This is a genomic window from Emticicia sp. SJ17W-69, assembly GCF_051209875.1.
In the GTDB taxonomy this organism is placed as follows: domain Bacteria; phylum Bacteroidota; class Bacteroidia; order Cytophagales; family Spirosomataceae; genus Emticicia.
In genome coordinates this window covers 1,572,315-1,592,402 of sequence record NZ_JBNTQY010000001.1, presented here as the reverse complement: position 1 = coordinate 1,592,402, position 20,088 = coordinate 1,572,315, and the positions used below count along the sequence as shown (strand labels likewise).

Here is a 20,088-nt window from a genome sequence, read left to right as displayed (position 1 = left end):
TCTCATACCTAAAAAAAAATAAGAGATGAAATTAAAATATATATCAAAAATAGCACTTACCACAGCTTTAATAAGCGTGCTGAGTTCTTGCGACTTGACTGATTTAGATATTAATCAAAGCCCAAATAGCCCAACTGTGGCTTCTGCCAAGCTTTTATTACCAACAGCAGAGTATGCGGCAATCAATGCTGTAACAGCTGTAAATGATAATGCAATGGGTTTTGCGGGATTATTAAGTAGTGCGGATAATTTTGATTTAAATAATCAATCTTATAATGGCACATGGAATGCATTCTACCGTAACATGAGCAACGTAGAAGCTATCATCAATTCAAGTGCTAACAGCCCGCATTATTTGGGTGTAGCTCAAGCATTGAAGGCCTTTGCAACTGGTAATTTTGTAGATACTTTTGGAGACTGTCCTTATAGCGAAGCTTGGAAAGGAAATGCTGAAACAGCTATTACAACACCTAAGTTTGATAAAGACTCAGATATTTATGAGGCATTAATTAAACTATGTGATGAAGCTGTTGTAAACCTTTCAAAAGTGACTGCTGATCCATTGGCTGCTTCTGCGGACTTTATGTATGGTGGTTCTGCTGCTAAATGGATTAAATTCGCAAAGTCAGTTAAGATTCGTTTATTGTTAAATTCAAGAAAAGGGCGTGCAACTGGTAATGCTGATTTGAATGCAGCCATTGCAGCAGGTGGTTATATCACTGCACCAGCTGATGACTTTACTTTCAACTTCAGTTCAGCTTCTTCACCAGAAGGTCGTCATCCATGGTTCCAATCGGCTTATTTAGCAGATAATGGTTTTGCGTATCCTGCACACCAATTGATGGAAGAAATGATTTTCAACAAAGACCCACGTTTGGATTTCTATTTCTATCGTCAAACAAACACTATTCTTGACCCGTCGAATCCTACTGATAGAGGTACTATTCCTTACGGTGGTACTTATTTAGTACGTAAACCTGCTTTCTTAGCTAAATGGAAAACCGTTTTTGGTTCAGATCCATCTGCTGATGATTTAAAATATATTGCAGGTTTCTTCGGTCGTGACAGAGGAGATAATACTGGTGTACCTCAAGATGGTGCATTGCGTACTGCTCCAGGTTGTTACCCTGCTGGTGGATTATATGGTGGTAGAACTGTAACTCCAAGAGCCTTAACTGGTGGTAGAGGTTCAGGAAATGGTATTTGGCCATTAATCACAAGTAATAACATGAAGTATTACCAAATCGAAGCTATCTTAGATGGTGGTGGTAGTGGTGATGCAAGAGCAATTTTTGAAGCTGCTATTAAAGAGCATATTGCTCGTGTTGCTGCTTTAGGTACTAAAGTTGATGCTGCCAACTCTGTGGCTCCTTCAGCTACTGCAATCAGCGACTATGTAGCGGCTCAATTAAAATTATATGATGCTGCTCCTACAAATTCTGCTAAATTGAACGTTGTTTTGAAACAAGTATGGTTCAGTTCTTGGGGACAAGGAATGGAAATCTGGAATGCGATGCGTCGTACTGGATTCCCATCACAAGTGAATAACCCAATCATCAAACCACCAAGACAATATGCTTTGCGTTTACCTTATACTTCACAAGAAGGAAGCTTGAACCCAAATGCAACAGCTAAATTGACAGAAGTAATTTTTGACAGAGACCCTGTGTTCTGGGATAAAGTTAAACTTAAATGGGAGTTCTAAATTAGATAATGAATTTGGGATATGAAATTCAAGAAATAATATAAATTTATTTCAAATCTCATATCTCAAATCTCCAATCTTGTATCTAAAATTTTAAACGTAATTAGAAATGAAAAAAATATTAAGTCTTTCGTTAGTGATTTCGCTATTACTTGCATTTAGTGCATGTAGAGATGAGTCATTGAATCCTCTACCAACGTTCCTTCCAGGTGTTCATGCTTTTACTGTTTTTGATGGTATTGCATTTAATGGAAATTTATTAGCAAGACCTCAACCTTATGAGGTTAACAATGCTAAAAACTTCCCTAAAGCAGCTCAAAATACAGCGAAAGTAGATTTAAAAACTCGTTGGGTATCTTTGGATAATAAACTGGCAGTTAATAAAATTGAAATTTATGTTAGAATGTTGGAGTCATACAATGACCCTGATGGTAACCCTAAAGTAGCTGATTTGAGTGGCAATGGTAAAGGTAAATTAATTACTACTATTTCATCACCAGCAGCAAACCGTCAGTGGAATACTTTTAGTATTACTCCACAACAGATTTATAATGCATACAAAACAGCCACTGTTAAATATGACAAAGTAAATGCTGTAAACGTATTCAGTAACCCTTCAAGACCACGCCCTGATAACGCTTGGTTAAGACCGGCCGAAACAGCAGCTTATGGTGATGTGGCTGAAGATAACTTTATTGTAACTTGGGTACTCTATACAACTGATGGCCAAGTATTCAATACTTGGAATCCAGATTCAATTTGTGCAGACCCAACTTCAGTATCTGAAGCAAACTCAAATTGCCAAATTTCATTTATTGTAAAATAATTGATTCTTGATTGCAAAATGTATAATTTTGAAAGAGCAGGCTACATTTGTAACCTGCTCTTTCTTTTAAAAGTATGCTGAACTCCAAATATCTTCTAAAAACTTTCTTTACTATTTTAATTTTAATAAGTAGTAATACTCTATTTGCTCAACAAGCAAGTGAAATCAACTTCTACGATAATATTGCTCCTATTATTCATAAAAACTGTACGCCTTGCCATCAACCAAATAAGTCGGCTCCTTTCAGCCTAATCAAGTATGAAGACGTTGCTAAACGTGCTAAGTTTATTGGAAGAGTGACTCAATCACGTTATATGCCTCCATTCCCCGCTGACCGAAAATTTCAATCTTATCTCAATGAAAGAGGCCTTACTGTGGGCGAAATAGCCACTATCAAGCTTTGGATTGAAGGAGGAATGAAAGAGGGAAAGTCAATTGATAATAACAAGCTTTCTTCAACTGTGGACATGGTTCACTTTGCTGATTCACAAGATAAAAAACCTGATTTAGTTTTGAAAATGAATAATCCCTACCAAATTTCAGGTGAAAATTTAGAAGATTTTAGGTTTTTTAGTTTACCGAGCAATACCTCAAAAGATGAATACATTGAAGCAGTTGGATTTAATCCAGGCAATAAAAAAGTGGTACACCATAGTCGTCTAATGGTAGATACAACTAATCATATTCGTGGTATTGATGGGCTTTCAGAAACTGACCCAAAAGTTTATGAATTCCAAAAAACTGCCTTAAAAGATGAATTTTTATATGGTTGGGTTCCAGGAAATGATAAAATCAGTTTTCCGAAAGGGACAGGTATAAAACTGAATGCCAATTCAGACTTTTTACTAAATATGCACTATGCCCCTTCACCAGTTCTAGAAACTGACCAATCAGAAATTTTACTTTTTTTTGCCAAACAAAAAGTTGAAAGAGAAGTAAGAAACATTACGCTACGTGAAAATGATATTTCAAACAAACCATTTTTGATAAAAGCAGGTGAGAAAAAAACTTTTTTTATCTCCAAAAAAATTGACAAGTCAATATCTGTAATTTCAGTTTTACCACACATGCACTTGATTGGCAAAAACTTTAGGGCTTTTGCCGTAACTCCCAATGGAGAAGTGGTAAATTTAGTAAAAATTGACAATTGGGAATTTAATTGGCAAATGACTTACCAATTCAAAAAACTACTAAAAATCCCCGCTGGTTCAACTTTCATCGTAGAAGCAAGTTACGATAATTCTGATGAAAATCCAGAAAACCCGAATATTCCACCCATAGATATTGGTTATGGTTGGGGAACAAAAGATGAGATGTTTAATTTAGTTTTATATTATTTAGACTATCAAGAAGGTGATGAAAATATAGAACAAAATCGTTGAACTGTACAACGGAGTTCCGTTGAAATAGTGACGGAGTAGGAACTCCGTCTTATCAAATATTAAAGCATACACCCAACAGGCTCTATATATTTTATTTTTATTTCTAAGTTATTTTTATAGGCATTGATGGCATCAAGTAAATAAAACTCATTTGGTATAGCACGGTTTCTGCCTAATCCATAAAACCAATTATCAATCGCTCCATGATAAAGTCTTTTTCTATTATTATCCAACAAAAAAACCTCAGGGGAATAATTAGCTTTAAGTTTCTTCAATAATTTTCTTTTTGAATCATAAATAATTGGCAAATTGAATTGATATTCTTCTCTAAACTCAGCTAATACACTTTTATCCAAAACTTTAAAAGGATAAACAACATAAATTTTTATCCCTTCAGAACTATATTTTTTATCTAATTCAATTAAATTTTTGGTATATTTTTGGCAAATTGGACATTCGGGGTCAAAAAAAACAACGATTGATGCTTTATTATATTTCAGCGTTTTATAGTCAAAGATTTGTTCAGAATCTGTTGGGAGTTTTTGGGCATTAATAGTTAAAGAACAAAATATAAGTAATAAGTTTGCATAAAGTGAAATCACCCCTACTACCCTACTTTTTGTAGGCAATGGCTTACTATATTGCTTTCCTAAATGGTGAGTAAACCAAAGTGATGTATATCTAAGGTAAATCATTTCAGTTCGCTTGCTTTAATTTCCTTCGTCCACAATTCTTTACCATCCTTATCTAAAATATTGATTTTCAATACTCTATCCGTACGTTTTCCTGAAACTTCCAATAAACCATAATTATGTTTGGTTACACTTGTTCCTTCCACATAAGGAGTATTTTGTTCTTCATTTACGGGGGCGGATGCTCCCGAAGTTAGAGCAGAAACTGTCAAATCATATAATGGATAAGTTCCTTCACGCTCAACTTTACAAAGAGAAGTCCAATGACGATCGCCACTGATAAAAATGACTCCGGGTATTTTCTCTTTTGTTATTAAATCAAATAATTGGTTACGTTCTTCTTCATAATTAGCATAGTTTTCAAAAATCTTCGCAGGATTTCCCACTTGTCCACCAACAACAACAAATTTGAAAGGAGCATTTGAAAATTTCATGGCATCCACTAACCATTGTAATTGTTTCTGCCCAAAATAATCTTGTGTACCTGTTTTTCGGTCGTTTGGCGTTCTCCACCAGCGGTCGTCAACTAAAAAGAATTGACAATCAGCCCATTGAAAAGAACCTGTAACACCTTCATTATCAAAGGTATAATTAAGATTTCCCCAGAAAAGTTTAAAAGCATCTAATGTTTGTTGTTTGCTTACAAAACCACGATCTGAATCATTTGGGCCAAAATCGTGGTCATCCCAAATAGCGTAATTATGTACATTTGCCAAAAGTGGCTGCATTTCTGGTAATGAACGTGTATGTGTATAACGGTGCAAAATACCTGTTTTTGTATTCCAGTCTGCTTCTCTCAAATACAAATTATCACCGCCCCAAACCATAAAATCAGGTTTAGATTGATAGATACTTGTAAAAATCTCATATTCAGAACCATAAGGCTTTCCAGGGCGGTCAAAAGGATCTTCATTGATATAAGCACAGCTTCCCACCGCAAATTTAAATGCTGGTGGATCAGTACGCCACTGCCAAAGTGCTTGTGTTTGAAATTCAAGAGGATAGTTAAAACTTACTTTCTTCTTATCAACATATACTTCGTAATTATACTTTTTCCCTGGTAAAACTTTATCTGCGATCAACTTTGCCACAAAAACATCTTTTTTAGTGGTTTTTATCTCATCTGTCGAAAACTTCTCAGCCGGTTTTTCTTTGTCCCAATAAACAAACTTTACACTTGCTTCATTTCTTGTTTGAACCCAAAGTAAAACCTCTTTCATTTCTGAATACCCCAACATTGGCCCAGATTGAATCGTACTTGACTGTATTTGTGCGAAGGAGGAGAGAGCAATTGTCCAAAGGGTCAAGACAAATAAAAGTTTTTTTCTCATAATATTTGTTGATTTTTAGTTTCAAAAAAATGTAACACCATTTCGTAAATTTTATATTAAATCGAACAAGTTGGAAACTTGTACTACAACAATTCAAATTTACAGGAATATTTCAAAAGGCTATATTACTATTTGGTAAAATCTATAAAAATAGACTCATATCGGCAATCCTTTCTACATTACTTTTTCAATTCAAAGATTAGCCTTACTTTTGCAAAACATTTATTAAATTTTACAATGGAAATCAAAGGAAGACTTATTCACGTATTAGCTTTGCAAACAGGCGAAGGCAAAAATGGCCCTTGGAAAAAACAAGATTTTGTCATAGAAACAGATGGTCAATATCCAAAGAAAGTATGTCTTTCGATATGGGGAGATAAATATAATGAAACATTTTTAAGTGTTGGAAACGAGCTGTTGGTATCATTTGATGCCGAAAGCCGTGAATATAATGGACGTTGGTTTACTGATTTGAAAGCATGGAAAATCGAATTGGCAGGTGCAGAAACTGCCGCTGCTCCAGCAACTGCCTATAAAGCAGCAACACCAGCACAGCCCACATCAGTTGCTACCGAATTTGCGGTCTCGGCTGAAGGTGATAAAGATGATTTACCATTTTAATTAAATTCCCTATTCTCTCCTGTAATTTCGTTGAGATTATGCTCAGAGAGTAAAAAGAGCTAAATATTATACAGTATGGTTTTGAATAGTTGATTAAGGTCGAATTAATTATTCACTTATTCAATTATTCGTCCATTCAACATTAAACTAAGCATGTTTTCAATTCAAAATATTAGTATTGAGTCTTTAGTCGAGCAATTTGGTTCTCCACTTTATGTCTATGATGGTCATAAAATCGAAGAACAAATTACCAAAATGAGAAGTGCATTTGCAGGGACAAATCTTAAAATAAAATATGCTTGCAAAGCCCTTACCAATGTCAGTATCATGAAGTTGATGCGAAAAAATGGCGTTGATATTGATGTTGTTTCGATGCAAGAAGCACATTTAGCCATTTTAGCAGGTTATGCACCCAATCAAATTCAATATACTCCCAGCGGCGTGGCTTTTACAGAAGTACAAGAAGCAGTCGAAATGGGTTTACGTATGAATTTGGATTCTCTGCCCTTGCTTGAAAAATTTGGGCAAACTTATGGCAATCGTTTCCCCATTTGTTTGAGAATCAATCCACATATCATGGCGGGTGGAACTTTGAAAATATCGACAGGGCATAAAGATTCTAAGTTTGGTATTTCTATTGGGCAAGCTGAAGAAATCAATGCAATCGTAAAGAAATATGACCTAAATGTAGTAGGCTTGCACCAACATACAGGTTCAGATTTCAAAAATGCTCATGTAATTATTGAAGCTGCTGAAAAACTTTTTGAATTAACATTTAAGTATTTCCCAAATATTCAGTTTATCGATTTAGGTTCAGGTTTTAAAGTTGCCTATCGAGAAGATGACCATGTAACCGACATGGAAAAATTGGGTAAAGGAGTTGTTAAGGTTTTCAATGAATTCTGTGAGAAATTTGGACGTGATGTTGAACTTTGGTTTGAACCAGGTAAGTTTTTAGTGAGTGAATGCGGTTATTTGTTGGCACGTGCCAATGTGGTTAAATATAGTCCGGAAAGAAATTTCATTGGTGTTGATTCTGGACTTAACCACCTCATTCGTCCAATGATGTATGATGCTTATCACGAAATCATCAACGGCTCAAATATTGATGGAGAAGAGAAGGAAAAGTATGATGTGGTTGGTTATATCTGTGAAACTGATACTTTTGGGAAAGATAGAGAATTGCCAAAAACCAAAGAAGGCGATATTATGGTTATAAAAAATGCAGGAGCTTATGGCTTTTCGATGGCATCTAATTATAATTCTCGTTTTCGTCCTGCTGAAGTTTTGATTTATGAAGGTAAAACTCATCTCATTCGTCAACGAGAAACGATGGAAGATATTTTGAAAAATCAGGTGCTGATTGATTTGTAAATTTGAATCCAAATTACTAAAGTTACGATACGATTGAAGTTTTTACTTTAGAAGATGGCATTTATAAAATTTTCTCCAAAGGAACCGATGAAGAGGTAGTAAAATCAAAACTGCTCAAAGGACTTGAAATCAAAGTAATTGATGTAACAAAAGAATGACTACAAAAGGATTTATACATATTAAATAGAATAGTGAGGGGCTTATTTAATAAGTCCCTTTTTATTTAGTAAGCAATGTCATATTTTTGTAAGGTGATTAGTCACTAATATTGCAAAATATTATTCATTAACAAAGCTACATCAAAAAACATGATTCCTTCTCAGCAAAACTTCCAACGTTCAAATAAAAAAGACGAATTCGAGTCTCCTGACTTTTACCAAATTGATGATTTATTGACCGAAGAGCAGTTAATGATTCGCTCGGCTGTGCGTGATTTTGTAAAAAAAGAAATTTCTCCTATCATCGAAGATGCCGCTCAAACTTGCACTTTCCCTGAATTTATCGTAAAAAAAATGGGTGATATGGGTGTTTTTGGGCCAACCATTCCTCTCGAATATGGTGGGCAAAGCCTTGACTATATTTCTTATGGCTTGATGATGCAAGAAATTGAAAGAGGAGATTCAGGAATGCGTTCAACTGCATCAGTGCAAGGTTCGCTCGTCATGTTTCCGATTTATAAATATGGTAGTGAAGAACAGAAAATGAAATTTTTACCCAAATTGGGTAGTGGAGAATATTTAGGTTGCTTTGGCTTAACAGAACCCGACTTTGGCTCAAACCCAAGTGGAATGACTACTAATTTCAAGGAAGATGGCGATCACATCATTTTGAATGGTTCAAAAATGTGGATTTCTAATTCACCAAGAGCCGATGTAGCAGTTGTTTGGGCAAAGAACGAACAAGGACGCATCAAAGGAATAATAGTTGAGCGAGGAATGGAGGGCTTCAGTACACCCGAAATTCACGGAAAATGGTCTTTGCGAGCAAGTATTACAGGAGAATTGGTTTTTGATAATGTAAGAATTCCAAAATCAAATATTTTGCCTGAAACTGATGGATTGAAAGCACCGATGTCGTGCCTTGATAACGCCCGTTTCGGTATTGCTTGGGGAGCATTGGGTGCTGCGATGGACTGCTATGAATCAGCACGTAAATATGCAATGGAGCGTATCCAGTTCGATAAACCGATTGCCTCATTTCAATTGATACAAAAGAAATTAGCAGAAATGCTTACAGAAATTACCAAAGCTCAATTGGTTTGTTGGCGTTTGGGAACATTGAAAAATGCAGGAAAAGCAACAACCGCTCAAATATCTTTGGCAAAAAGAAATAATGTAGCAATGGCCTTAGAAATTGCCCGAGAAGCTCGCCAAATACACGGCGGAATGGGCATTACTGGCGAATATTCTATCATGCGTCACCAAATGAATCTCGAATCGGTGGTAACTTATGAAGGTACACACGATATCCATTTATTGATTTTAGGTCATGCTATTACTGGAATTTCCGCGTTTAAGTAATAGTAAACCAATTATTTAAATTATTAGTAATGAATCTTCACAATTTAGAAAATTGTGATAGAAGCCCTTTCTTTGAGTAAAAATCCTTATTTTTGCAAAAAATTTAATAATTCATAAATAATAATGTTAAGAACTCATACGTGCGGAGAGCTAAGAATCTCTGATGTGAAGAAAACCGTTACTTTGAGCGGTTGGGTACAAGTTGTTCGTGATAAAGGTGGTATTATTTATATTGACCTCCGTGACCGCTATGGCATCACACAATTGATTTTAAATGAAAATGAAACAGATGCAGCTTCAATTGCTACTGCTCGCACACTCAGCCGTGAGTTTGTGGTTCAAGCAAAAGGTGAAGTAGTTGAGCGTATCGCAAAAAATGATAAGATAGAAACTGGTGATGTTGAAATAAAAGTAACATCATTGGAAGTATTGAATCCAGCCAAACTACCGCCATTTTTGATTCAAGATGAAACTGATGGTGGTGATGATATTCGCATGAAATACCGTTACCTCGATTTACGTAGAAATGCGGTACGTCAAAATTTGCAGTTGCGTCATAAAATGGCCCAACAAACACGTATTTTCATGGATTCTCAAGATTTTATTGAGGTAGAAACACCAGTTTTAATCAAATCTACACCTGAGGGAGCAAGAGATTTTGTTGTGCCAAGTCGCATGAATCCAGGTGAATTCTACGCTTTGCCACAATCACCACAAACATTTAAACAATTATTGATGGTTGGTGGCTTTGACCGCTATTATCAAATCGTCAAGTGTTTCCGTGATGAAGATTTACGTGCCGACCGTCAGCCAGAGTTTACTCAAATCGACTGTGAAATGTCGTTTGTTGAGCAAGAAGATATTTTGAATATGTTTGAAGGCTTGATTCGTCACTTATTCAAAACAGTGAAGAATATCGATATGCCAGAAGTGCCTCGTATGACCTACGCTGATGCCATGCGTTTATACGGGAATGATAAGCCAGATACTCGTTTTGGAATGGAGTTTGTGGAATTAACCGACCTTGCCAAAGGGAAAGATTTTCCAGTTTTCGATGCAGCTGAATTAGTTGTAGCAATTAATGCCAAAGGTTGTGCAGATTATACTCGCAAACAATTAGATGAATTGACAGAATGGTTAAAACGTCCACAAATTGGTGCAAAAGGCTTGATTTATGTACGTTATAATGCTGATGGCACGCTAAAATCTTCGGTTGATAAATTCTATTCTGAAGAAGATTTGAAAGCTTGGGCAGAGCGTTGCGGAGCAGAAAAAGGCGATTTGATTTTAGTTATATCGGGAGAAGCCAACAAAGCTCGTAAACAATTAAGCGAACTTCGTTTGGAAATGGGTAGTCGCTTAGGTTTAAGAAACCCTAATGAATTTAAAGCTCTTTGGGTTTTAGATTTCCCACTTTTGGAATATGGCGAAGAAGAAGATCGTTGGTTTGCAATGCATCACCCATTTACAAGTCCAAAACCAGAAGATATTCCTTTGCTAGAAACTAATTTAGGTGCTGTGAGAGCAAATGCCTACGATATGGTTATTAACGGAACAGAAGTTGGTGGTGGTTCGGTACGTATATTCCAAAGACCGTTACAACAAAAAATGTTTGAGGTTTTAGGATTTACCGATGAAGAAGCTAAAAAACAATTCGGTTTCTTGATGGATGCTTTTGAATTTGGAGCTCCTCCACACGCTGGAATTGCCTTCGGTTTCGACCGTTTGTGTTCAATTTTCGGAGGTGCTGATTCGATTCGTGACTTTATCGCTTTCCCGAAAAACAATTCAGGACGTGATACAATGATAGATTCTCCATCAACAATTGATGCCAAACAAATGGACGAATTGAAAATTAAAACGACTGTTTAGTCAATAAAAAATCATAAAAAAAAGAGACAAACTGTAAAAGGTTTGTCTCTTTTTTTTATGTTGATTTAAAGCAGTTTCAAAACTGATGTATCTCATATTTGAACTCACAATAAAAGCGGACTTTTGGGTAAACAAAAACACAAATTTTATTATGGAGACTCAAAAGTATATCACGGATTTACATCAAGAACATCAAGATTGGGAAAAGAAATTAGCTTTTTATGAAGATGAAATAAAGATTATGACCAATCGTTTGTCGGAAGTAAGTGCTAAAAATACTGATACCACAATCAAAGCTAAGGTCGAACAATTCCAAAATCGCTTTATTATTCAAAAAAATGAAATCGACCACTTAAAACACTCAATTAACAAAGAAGAAAGTACATTAACCGCCAATGTGAAAGAAAATCCAGTAGCATATACACATCGAAAATTAGATGACAATGTAGTGCTTCGTGAAAAAGTCGAAATTTTCGACCCAATTTTTGAATCACTTAAAGATGATTTCACGCAGTTTGCTGCCGATAATTTATAGTAAAAAGAATCAGTCCTAAAAAATAGGGCTGATTCTTAAACTTATCTAAATAATTATTCCCTTCATTTCAATCTCTTGATTACTCCAAAAAGCTGACGGAGAAATAAAATCGCCTCGTTCATATTTCAGATAAATTCCAGCACTTTTAAATGCTTCATACACATACTCCGAACAAGTGTATTTCGTATCATGAAATACTTTTGCTTTCCCCGTTATCGTTCGCCAGAGTATTCGGCTATATTCTTTTCTATCGTATTGTTTCGACAAATTATCTAAAGCAAATTCCTTGATAATCAATGCCTTATCAAAAGTAAGATCTCTATATCTTGCCCAACTCACTCGTCCATTATAAGGATGATTTCGTCCATCATAATCTTTTATAACAAAAGACATTGGAATCATTCTTACACCTACTTCCAAAATACTTTCAACTAAAAAGACACGATTTATTTCTTCAATTCTCACTACAATTCCAACATGGCTCCATGCCCCTTTCGAGCGTATACGAATAAGATTAGAGAGCCAATGGTTTCCCGAAAAAAAAATTAAATCACCCGTTTGGAGTTCATTTCGTAGCATCTCATAATTTCTACGGATTTCTTGAATCCCTTTTTTGGGAAATAAGTCATCTAATTCTTTTCGATTAGCTAATCTAATTGCCATGAAACTTTTGAGTATTACTTTTCGTTAATTAATTGTGAAGTTCAAATATAGCACGATAAAAAAGATTTTTTAGTTTAAAAAGATTAAAAAAATCGTGTTTAAATTTGTAAAAAATCAATCGCAAAATCGTAACGAGCGGTGGGCCGCTTAACTCAATAAAATTATGGTAACTGTAACTGAAATCGCAAAAAATAAAATTATAGAACTCCGTGCAAAAGATGGTTTAGAAGGAAATCATGGAGTAAGAGTAGCCGTAGAAGGTGGTGGCTGCTCAGGATTGATGTATGATTTGAATTTCGATTCGGAGCAACGTCCAACCGACCATGTTTTTGAAGATAAAGGAATTAAAGTTTTTGTTGATAAAAAGAGTCTTTTGTACTTAATAGGCACCGAATTAGACTTTTCGGATGGCCTAAATGGTAAAGGTTTTCAATTCAAAAACCCAAATGCCACTCGTACTTGTGGTTGTGGTGAAAGTTTTTCGGTATAAAATGACCGCTTGAAAAGTTTTTAGCTATATTTACATAAAAACCATCTGTTTTGAAACAGATGGTTTTTATTTTTACAACATAATCTTTGAAACTATGGAAAAGAAATTACGTAGGACTATTGGCAGCGAAAAAATGTTTTTTGGTGTTTGCGGTGGTGTCGCCAAATATTTTGGTTTAGATGCCGCACTTATTAGAATTTTGTGGGCAATATTTACCATTTTTGGATTTGGTACACCTGTTCTGATTTATGCAGTCATGGTTTTTATAATGCCAAAGGAAGGAACAGTATAAAAAACTTTCTACTGTTCCTTTAGAGTCCAAATTACATTTCTGACTTCATGGTCTGACTAGTAAATGTGCTTTCAAAAATCTTATCAGCATTGCCAGTTTCAAAACCATCACGGCGATGAATTCTTTCAATTTTATCCATTGGTATGCCGGCAAATTGTGGTAATACCTTTCTTTCGGCAAATTCCACATAACTTCCCGAAATAACATGTGTGCTACCATCAGCAAATACTGCATCAATCATTTCGGCCACAGTCGAGCTTTGCAATAACCCTCCATCTGGACTAATTTTTGTTTTTCCACCAGCATCATTGAGTTTTACACCGAATTTCTCCACAAAATCATTAAACTCTTGAATCGTGTTATAACCTTCTTTCAAATTATGGACACTAATCGTATAATGATTTAAGTAATATCGGTTATAAATTACCCATGCGGCATATTCACTTTCTTGAAGTAAAGCTTCATAATCATCCCAAGTGGGTGTTCGCCATAATGGTTGATGAAGAAATCCATCTACCGCTACTCCATCATTTAAATCTAAGCTATCGGCTGGGTCAGTTTTAACTTCATCAGTATAACTTTTAATAATTTTTTGGGCTTTTTCTGATAAATCCTCGACCCGAAGTTCACTCACAAAAATTCTCGGGAAGCGTGGCTCTGGTGGCGAAAACCAATACGCATTAAGTTTTTTTCCTTCAAAATTGAAAAAATCACGCTTTTCATAGCCAAAATGAAGAAAAATCTTCTCAAAAGACTGAACCCCTAATTGCGGCACACCCATGGTACGGAAAGCTACATGGTCATTTTCTATTTCATTGGCATTAGTAATAATACCTTCTGCAATCATAGCCTCAGCAACTTTATTTACATCAGGTACACGCTCGCTGTATCTACGCATTAAGCCATTTAATACAAATGCTAAAGTTTCTATTTTATTATTTTTCATTAGTAATTCAATAAATTAAATTGATATTTTTAAGCATTTATCGTGCGTATCAAATAATATTTTCAACTTTATTGGCGAACAGAATGCTACCGTCGCTACGGTTCGCTCCACAAATTAATCTTTAAAAAACGAGCCATTTTTGGTTTCAAGATAAGCCCCGAAATCAATATCTTCTTGTTTCAAAAATCCTTGTTGTGGTAACTTCCCATCAGCAACCATTTCAACCACAGCAGCCACCGAAGCAGCGGTTGTCCATGAGATTGCTCGCCAATGTTTGCCATCAATTTCAATTGGGTGATAAGCTCTATAAAACTCTTCTCGTGCTAATTCTTGTCCTTTCCAACCTTCCACGACAGCATATACATATACAACATCTTCCTGCACAGGAGGTTTCGCTTCGGTCAATATTTTTTCGATGAGTTCTCTTTTATCCTTCAAAATTAACTCATAAAGGAGGAATTTCATCAATTTTGCATGACCGGGGTAACGAATAGTTTTATAATTCAAAGTATCAACTTTCCCTGAATAAGTTTCACACATAGTACCAAGACCACCCGAAGTGCTAAAAGCCTCAAACTCTTGTCCTTCTATCTGAATATGTTCGATTCCATCAAGTGAAGTAACCATTTTTACTTCGCCATTATGAATCACTTCGGCATCATTGATATATTCATTAATTACACCTGCAGGCGACCAAGTAAAGGAATATCCCATCAAACCATTCGGAAAACGAGGTAAAGCTCCTACTCGAAGCTCAATATCACGCAGTTTTGTAAAACGTTTGGCCAAGTCTGCTCCTACTATTCCGATTAAACCTGGAGCAAGTCCACATTGCGGAGCCATTACTGCTTTAGAAGTTTTTGCCATTTCTCTGATTGCCGAAGTTGTAGGTACATCTTCTGTCAAATCAAAATAATGGATGCCAAGCTTATGTGCAGTTTGTGCAATCGGAAGATTCAAATTATAAGGCATCGCCGACACAACAGCATCGAAATTTTTGAGTGTTTTTTCTAAGAAATGGATGTCATTTACATCACCGAGTAAGACATCAAAGGGCAATTTGGTAGAAGGTTGGCGTAAGTCCATACCCGTAACAGCAAAGCGTTTTGCGAGTAATGTACCAACCAACGAACCTACCTTGCCCATACCAATGACAAGTACGTTTTTCATTGTAGGAAAAGATTAAAATATGTTATGATGAAGTATAAATGCGACAAGGCACAACGAGTTTTTAACTCGTTTCTTAGAAAGACAGGTTAAAAACCTATCCTACAAAACTGATAAACTTTGTCGGAAATTAAACGTAAAAATACAACCTAACAAGCGTCAGGAACAAATGAGCAAGCACTGCGAAGATATGCAAGGCGTGCCAAGAGGTATTTTAAGTCTTTAAACAAATGAAGAATAATTTTTATGCAAATGTAGAAAACGAAAAGACATTTACAAGGAAATTAAGAGAATTTAATTAAACAAAAATTTATGACACATTTGTGCCACATCTTTGAGATGTGGCACAAATCATCCCTCAGGGAACGGGAGAGAATTTCCGCTGCTTGAGTGTAGCCGCAATGGAATTGTCGAAGGCAGAGGCTAATCAAAGCCTATCTTTATAAGTTTCAAAACCAAAACTTTTCAATAATTGAAAAGTTTCATTTTCTTTCCAAATTCCGATTGATGGTAAACCTACCCCATTAAATGTGGTGGTTTTTACCATTGTATAGTGAATCATATCATCAAAAACTACACTATCACCAATTTGTAGCGGTTTTTCAAAAGAATAATCTCCCATAAAATCGCCGGCCAAACAAGTCATGCCACCCATGCGATAAGTAGGTTTTATATTTCCAACTACTGCATCAGTTGCACCCCAAATACGTGGTTTATAAGGCATTTCGAGGGTATCGGGCATGTGAGCGGCAAAAGATACATCCAAAATTGCGACATCAATACCTTGAGCATCAACAATATCTAAGACCGTGGAAGTTAGATAGCCAGTTTGCCAGCCAATGGCGGAGCCAGGTTCGAGTATAATATCAATATTATATGTGGCTCGCAGACGTTTTATCAAAGCAATCAAATGTTCATGGTTATAGCCTTCACGGGTCATTAAATGCCCACCACCGAGATTTAGCCATTTTACTTGGTGCAATAAATCACCAAATTTCTCTTCGATATGAACCAATGTGCGTTCTAAAGTATAAGAATCATTTTCGCAAAGTGTGTGCGAATGTAGTCCTTCAATTCCTTCAGGCAATTTTTCACCAAGTAAATCTCTTGTAATACCCAATCTCGAACCAGCTATACAAGGATTGTACATGTCAGTTTCTACCTCGGCATATTGAGGATTTATTCTGATTCCGCACGAAATTTTACGTTCAAAACCTTGTACTTTATCTTTAAACTGATTCCATTGATTCAAAGAATTGAATGTAATATGGCTGCTATTTGCCATTATTTGGTCAAATTCTTGTGGCTTATAAGCAGGACAATACGTATGTGCTAAGCAACCCATTTCTTCTACAATTAAGCGAGTTTCGTTGAGTGAACTGGCTGTTGCACCCGACAGATATTGAGCTACCATTGGGAAAGTTGCGTACATCGAAAAGCCTTTCAGGGCAACAATGATTGATGCACCAGATTCGGTTTGGACTCGGTTTAATAATTCAAGATTTCGGCGTAAAAGTCTTTCTTCTAAAACATAACACGGCGAAGGAATTTTCGAAATATCTATTGACATTTTTAAAGTAAAATGAATAATGTAAAATGTATAATGCTTTGGATGCCATTATTGTTTTACAAAACTACTCATTTCATTGTAATCTTTAACAAAAAAATAGCCCGAACAAATATTGAACGGACTATCAAAACCTATTCATAAGCACATTACACGTGCAGAATTAGGCAGGAAAAGAGTAAATTTTAGGATTTTATCAAAGTTTTTAAATAAAGTGTAAATAATAATGACAAGATAATTAAGGCAAATCGAATAATATTCTTGGTAAAAATAGTTGTTAAGGAAATAGATGGTAATGTAGATTTTGTTTTCAAGAAAAACACGACAAGACGCTCATAATCAAGCAGGATTAGGAACAAAATTCCTATACTTAAAATAATAGATTGTAACAATGCTCCTCCATTCATTTGATAAAAAATATTGATTAAAGTCAGATTGAGCATAAAAGAAAACAATATAATTGCAGCCAAAAGCATGGTTTTTCGGAACAATAATAAGTAAGAACCAACAATTTGAATGGCAGCAGTGATAAGTCCAAAAGTAAGCGAATAACCAAAATAATACCAAGTAAGCCATTCGCCTGATTGTTGGTTCATTGGTTGACTGGCAATATTATTTGGTACAACAAATTGAAGTCCAAAAACCTTTTTCCAACCAAAACTCATCAAATTGAAGGCAATTATAAATCGAATGAAAGTATATATAAATCCATAGATTTTATTCGAATCTATTTTTTGTTTATTCTCTAAAAACTGCCAAATAAAAGGAAAAAGCAAGGCAATTAGTAAAGAAATACCAACGAATGAAAAGACAACTGCAGGAGGAAACCAAGGAATGTTTCCACTATTTCCCAAAACTAATAATAGTGCAGTAGAGCTAAGCCCAGCGATGAGACAAGTAATAAATTTCTTTAAAAGTAATTTTGAGGTCATAAGTTAGAGTTGGTTAAATGAATCAATAGACTTTATACTGCTGTTTTATATAAAGTCTATTGAAAATAATTATACAAATATCTAATCATCTAATCTAAAAAAAACAGGAATGGTGAAAAATACTCTTACATTTCTACCATTTTGTTTCCCTGCAATCCATTTTGGCATCAATTTTACCACACGAGCAGCTTCTTCATCACAACCAAAACCGATGCCTTTCATCGTTTCCACTCCTGTGATACTACCATCTTTCTCAACAATAAATTTCAGAAATACTTTTCCTTGTATATTGGCTCGTTGAGCCGCACTTGGATACTTCAGATTTTGTGACAAAAATTTATACATTTCTTTATCACCACCTACAAATGAAGGTTTCATTTCTACAGTTAGAAATGGAGCGTTATCTTCTTCTGGTAATTCAACCACTTTTGTAACAGCAGTTGGAGCTTCAGCGGGTGGTGTTTCAGCAATGCCCTCAGATTCTTTTCCATCTTGCGTTTTATCGCTAATTACAGCTATTTCAATAGCTTCTTGCGTAGGTGGAGGTGTTTCATTTTGAGTTTCCTCTACCACTTCTGGAATTAAATAAGCGATCGTTTTTAATTGCTCTACCTCTTTTGGGGGCTCTATTTCTTTAGGCTTTTCGATTACAGGCAGTTCTTCATCATGAATATTTTGAGCTGTCAAATCTACATCTATGACTGTTTCTTGCTTATCCTTTTGCCGAGCAAAAATAAAATTTGTCAATAACATTAATAAAAACACACCCACGCCTATTACAAAGGCACGATTGATAGTTTTGGTATAACTTGTACGAAGCTCATACGCTCCATAAGCCTTGTTGCGATGCTCGAAAATCATGTCATCGAGCGATGGTTGAATTGCATTGATAGATTTCATTTTGTGTAAAGTTTAGTTGAACATTTGGTAGTTTTATTGAATTACGACACAATGTTAAATAACAAAAATGAATCCTGCAAGGAAATGACAATAAATATTTAGATATTTGTCTAAATATTTATTTTTAAATTAAAAATTCATATAATAACTTAAATTAGCTCTATTTATCATTAACTTTCGGATAAATAGGATTAATCCTATACAAAATTCTGATACAATTACTTTTACATGTTCAAAAGAAGAAAAATATTCTTATGTGCAATCGCACTGTGGGCCTGCTCATGTGTAGAGCCTTTTGAAACGTTGAATGAAAGTTCATTAAAAATAATGGTTGTAGATGGTATTTTGACAGATGAAGACACACAACAAAAAATCAAAATTCAAGCTACCGTACATGAAAATGAAACAATTTATAATAGTGAAATCCCAAACTTAAAAGTTGAGCTTATTATCAATGGAAAAGAGAGTATTTCATTTCTCAATCAGGGAGAAGGCGTCTATGCTTTACCTGCTTTATTTCGTGCAAAAGTTGGTAATTCATATCAATTGAAATTTCAGAAAAGTGATGGAACAAAATATGAATCTAATGACCAAATAATGCCAGATACACCAAAAATCGATGAAATTTATGACGAATTTGAAGTAAATGGCATTGAAAATGGTATCAAGAAAATTCCAGCAAATTTTATATATGTTGACTTCAAAGACCCAGCTGAACAGAAAAACTATTATCTCTGGACTTGGACATTATGGGAACGACAGTTTGTTTGTAAAACTGAATTCAATTATGATTATTATTGCAACCAAAATTGCTGGGAAATTCTTCATAACGAAGATTGGAATATCTTTAGTGATATTTATTCCAATGGCAGGCCTGTTATAGGAAAATTGGTTGCTAAAATTCCTTATTATCAAATGGCGGGTTCGTTATTTGAAATCAAACAATTAGGTATTAGTCAAGAAACCTACCGCTTTTTGAAACTTATCAGCGATCAAACCGAAAGAACAGGAACTTTGGTAGATACCCCTCCTGCCGCTATTGTGGGAAATGTAAAAAATCTAACCAATCCAAATGAATTAATTACAGGTACTTTTATTGTAGCAAGTAGTTCTACGGTAAAATATTGGCTCAATCGAGCAAATGCAGCTGGTAAAGCTCAGCCTGTTGGCTTATTAGGTAGAAAGACAAATCCGACAACAAATGGTGTTACTTATGTTTGTATCGAAGGACCTAATCGAACGCCAACAAAACCACGAGGCTGGATTGATTGAG

At 35.2% G+C, this 20,088-nt stretch carries 19 protein-coding genes; 11 read left to right on the top strand and 8 right to left on the bottom strand.

Features of this window, described 5'->3' with window-relative positions; all coding sequences use genetic code 11:
- Positions 1-25: 25 nt before the first annotated feature.
- The 3 genes from ACQUQZ_RS06480 to ACQUQZ_RS06470 all read left to right on the top strand — a co-directional run bounded on the left by ACQUQZ_RS06480 (position 26) and on the right by ACQUQZ_RS06470 (position 3,913).
- Complete coding sequence (locus ACQUQZ_RS06480; RefSeq protein WP_435353990.1) at positions 26-1,705, top strand: SusD/RagB family nutrient-binding outer membrane lipoprotein; 1,680 nt, start codon at positions 26-28, stop codon at positions 1,703-1,705.
- 109 nt (positions 1,706-1,814) lie between these two features.
- Complete coding sequence (locus ACQUQZ_RS06475; protein WP_435353989.1) at positions 1,815-2,531, top strand: hypothetical protein; 717 nt, start codon at positions 1,815-1,817, stop codon at positions 2,529-2,531.
- Positions 2,532-2,605: 74 nt separating this feature from the next.
- Complete coding sequence (locus ACQUQZ_RS06470; RefSeq protein WP_435353988.1) at positions 2,606-3,913, top strand: hypothetical protein; 1,308 nt, start codon at positions 2,606-2,608, stop codon at positions 3,911-3,913.
- Between the two features lie 59 nt (positions 3,914-3,972).
- On the opposite strand, the gene ACQUQZ_RS06465 is transcribed toward ACQUQZ_RS06470, so the two are convergent.
- Positions 3,973-4,608, bottom strand: coding sequence for a redoxin domain-containing protein (locus ACQUQZ_RS06465; RefSeq protein WP_435353987.1), 636 nt, complete (start codon positions 4,606-4,608; stop codon positions 3,973-3,975).
- Positions 4,605-5,936, bottom strand: a complete 1,332-nt coding sequence (locus ACQUQZ_RS06460; RefSeq protein ID WP_435353986.1) for an alkaline phosphatase D family protein — start codon at positions 5,934-5,936, stop codon at positions 4,605-4,607. The genes ACQUQZ_RS06465 and ACQUQZ_RS06460 overlap by 4 nt, the downstream gene beginning before the upstream one ends.
- Positions 5,937-6,173: 237 nt before the next feature.
- Between ACQUQZ_RS06460 and ACQUQZ_RS06455 the strand changes: the two genes are divergently transcribed.
- The 5 genes from ACQUQZ_RS06455 (at position 6,174) to ACQUQZ_RS06435 (ending at position 11,858) form a co-directional block, all read left to right on the top strand.
- Complete coding sequence (locus tag ACQUQZ_RS06455; protein ID WP_435353985.1) at positions 6,174-6,557, top strand: DUF3127 domain-containing protein; 384 nt, start codon at positions 6,174-6,176, stop codon at positions 6,555-6,557.
- A 153-nt stretch (positions 6,558-6,710) separates the two neighbouring features.
- Positions 6,711-7,931: a diaminopimelate decarboxylase gene (gene lysA / locus ACQUQZ_RS06450; protein WP_435353983.1), complete on the top strand. Its 1,221-nt coding sequence runs from the start codon at positions 6,711-6,713 to the stop codon at positions 7,929-7,931.
- A gap of 308 nt (positions 7,932-8,239) precedes the next feature.
- The gene (locus ACQUQZ_RS06445) at positions 8,240-9,451 is read left to right on the top strand and encodes an acyl-CoA dehydrogenase family protein (protein ID WP_435353982.1); all 1,212 of its coding nucleotides are present in this window, start codon (positions 8,240-8,242) and stop codon (positions 9,449-9,451) included.
- A 123-nt stretch (positions 9,452-9,574) separates the two neighbouring features.
- A complete protein-coding gene (aspS, locus tag ACQUQZ_RS06440; RefSeq protein ID WP_435353981.1) occupies positions 9,575-11,323 on the top strand; it encodes an aspartate--tRNA ligase in 1,749 nt (582 codons plus the stop codon).
- 151 nt (positions 11,324-11,474) lie between these two features.
- The gene (locus ACQUQZ_RS06435; protein WP_435353980.1) at positions 11,475-11,858 is read left to right on the top strand and encodes a hypothetical protein; all 384 of its coding nucleotides are present in this window, start codon (positions 11,475-11,477) and stop codon (positions 11,856-11,858) included.
- Positions 11,859-11,903: 45 nt separating this feature from the next.
- Here ACQUQZ_RS06435 and ACQUQZ_RS06430 read toward each other — a convergent pair whose 3' ends face one another.
- The gene (locus ACQUQZ_RS06430) at positions 11,904-12,521 is read right to left on the bottom strand and encodes a YiiX/YebB-like N1pC/P60 family cysteine hydrolase (RefSeq protein WP_435353979.1); all 618 of its coding nucleotides are present in this window, start codon (positions 12,519-12,521) and stop codon (positions 11,904-11,906) included.
- A gap of 163 nt (positions 12,522-12,684) precedes the next feature.
- On the opposite strand from ACQUQZ_RS06430, the gene ACQUQZ_RS06425 reads away from it, so the two are divergent.
- Both ACQUQZ_RS06425 and ACQUQZ_RS06420 read left to right on the top strand, forming a co-directional pair.
- Complete coding sequence (locus ACQUQZ_RS06425) at positions 12,685-13,011, top strand: HesB/IscA family protein (protein ID WP_435353978.1); 327 nt, start codon at positions 12,685-12,687, stop codon at positions 13,009-13,011.
- Between the two features lie 94 nt (positions 13,012-13,105).
- Positions 13,106-13,303: a PspC domain-containing protein gene (locus ACQUQZ_RS06420; protein ID WP_435353977.1), complete on the top strand. Its 198-nt coding sequence runs from the start codon at positions 13,106-13,108 to the stop codon at positions 13,301-13,303.
- 31 nt (positions 13,304-13,334) lie between these two features.
- Here the strand turns inward: ACQUQZ_RS06420 and ACQUQZ_RS06415 are convergent, their stop codons facing one another.
- From ACQUQZ_RS06415 to ACQUQZ_RS06395, 5 genes are all read right to left on the bottom strand, one after another.
- Entirely contained in the window at positions 13,335-14,249 is a 915-nt protein-coding gene (locus ACQUQZ_RS06415; RefSeq protein WP_435353976.1) for a DUF1338 domain-containing protein, read from the bottom strand.
- 114 nt (positions 14,250-14,363) lie between these two features.
- The gene (locus ACQUQZ_RS06410) at positions 14,364-15,419 is read right to left on the bottom strand and encodes a saccharopine dehydrogenase C-terminal domain-containing protein (RefSeq protein WP_435353975.1); all 1,056 of its coding nucleotides are present in this window, start codon (positions 15,417-15,419) and stop codon (positions 14,364-14,366) included.
- 424 nt (positions 15,420-15,843) lie between these two features.
- Entirely contained in the window at positions 15,844-16,986 is a 1,143-nt protein-coding gene (nspC, locus tag ACQUQZ_RS06405; RefSeq protein ID WP_435353974.1) for a carboxynorspermidine decarboxylase, read from the bottom strand.
- 182 nt (positions 16,987-17,168) lie between these two features.
- On the bottom strand, positions 17,169-17,915 hold the full coding sequence (locus tag ACQUQZ_RS06400) for a hypothetical protein (RefSeq protein ID WP_435353972.1): 747 nt from the start codon (positions 17,913-17,915) through the stop codon (positions 17,169-17,171).
- Between the two features lie 81 nt (positions 17,916-17,996).
- Positions 17,997-18,815 carry a TonB family protein gene (locus ACQUQZ_RS06395; protein ID WP_435353971.1) on the bottom strand — a complete coding sequence of 273 codons (819 nt, stop codon included), beginning with the start codon at positions 18,813-18,815 and terminating at the stop codon, positions 17,997-17,999.
- Between the two features lie 228 nt (positions 18,816-19,043).
- Between ACQUQZ_RS06395 and ACQUQZ_RS06390 the strand changes: the two genes are divergently transcribed.
- Complete coding sequence (locus ACQUQZ_RS06390) at positions 19,044-20,087, top strand: DUF4249 domain-containing protein (RefSeq protein WP_435353970.1); 1,044 nt, start codon at positions 19,044-19,046, stop codon at positions 20,085-20,087.
- Position 20,088: the final 1 nt, after the last annotated feature.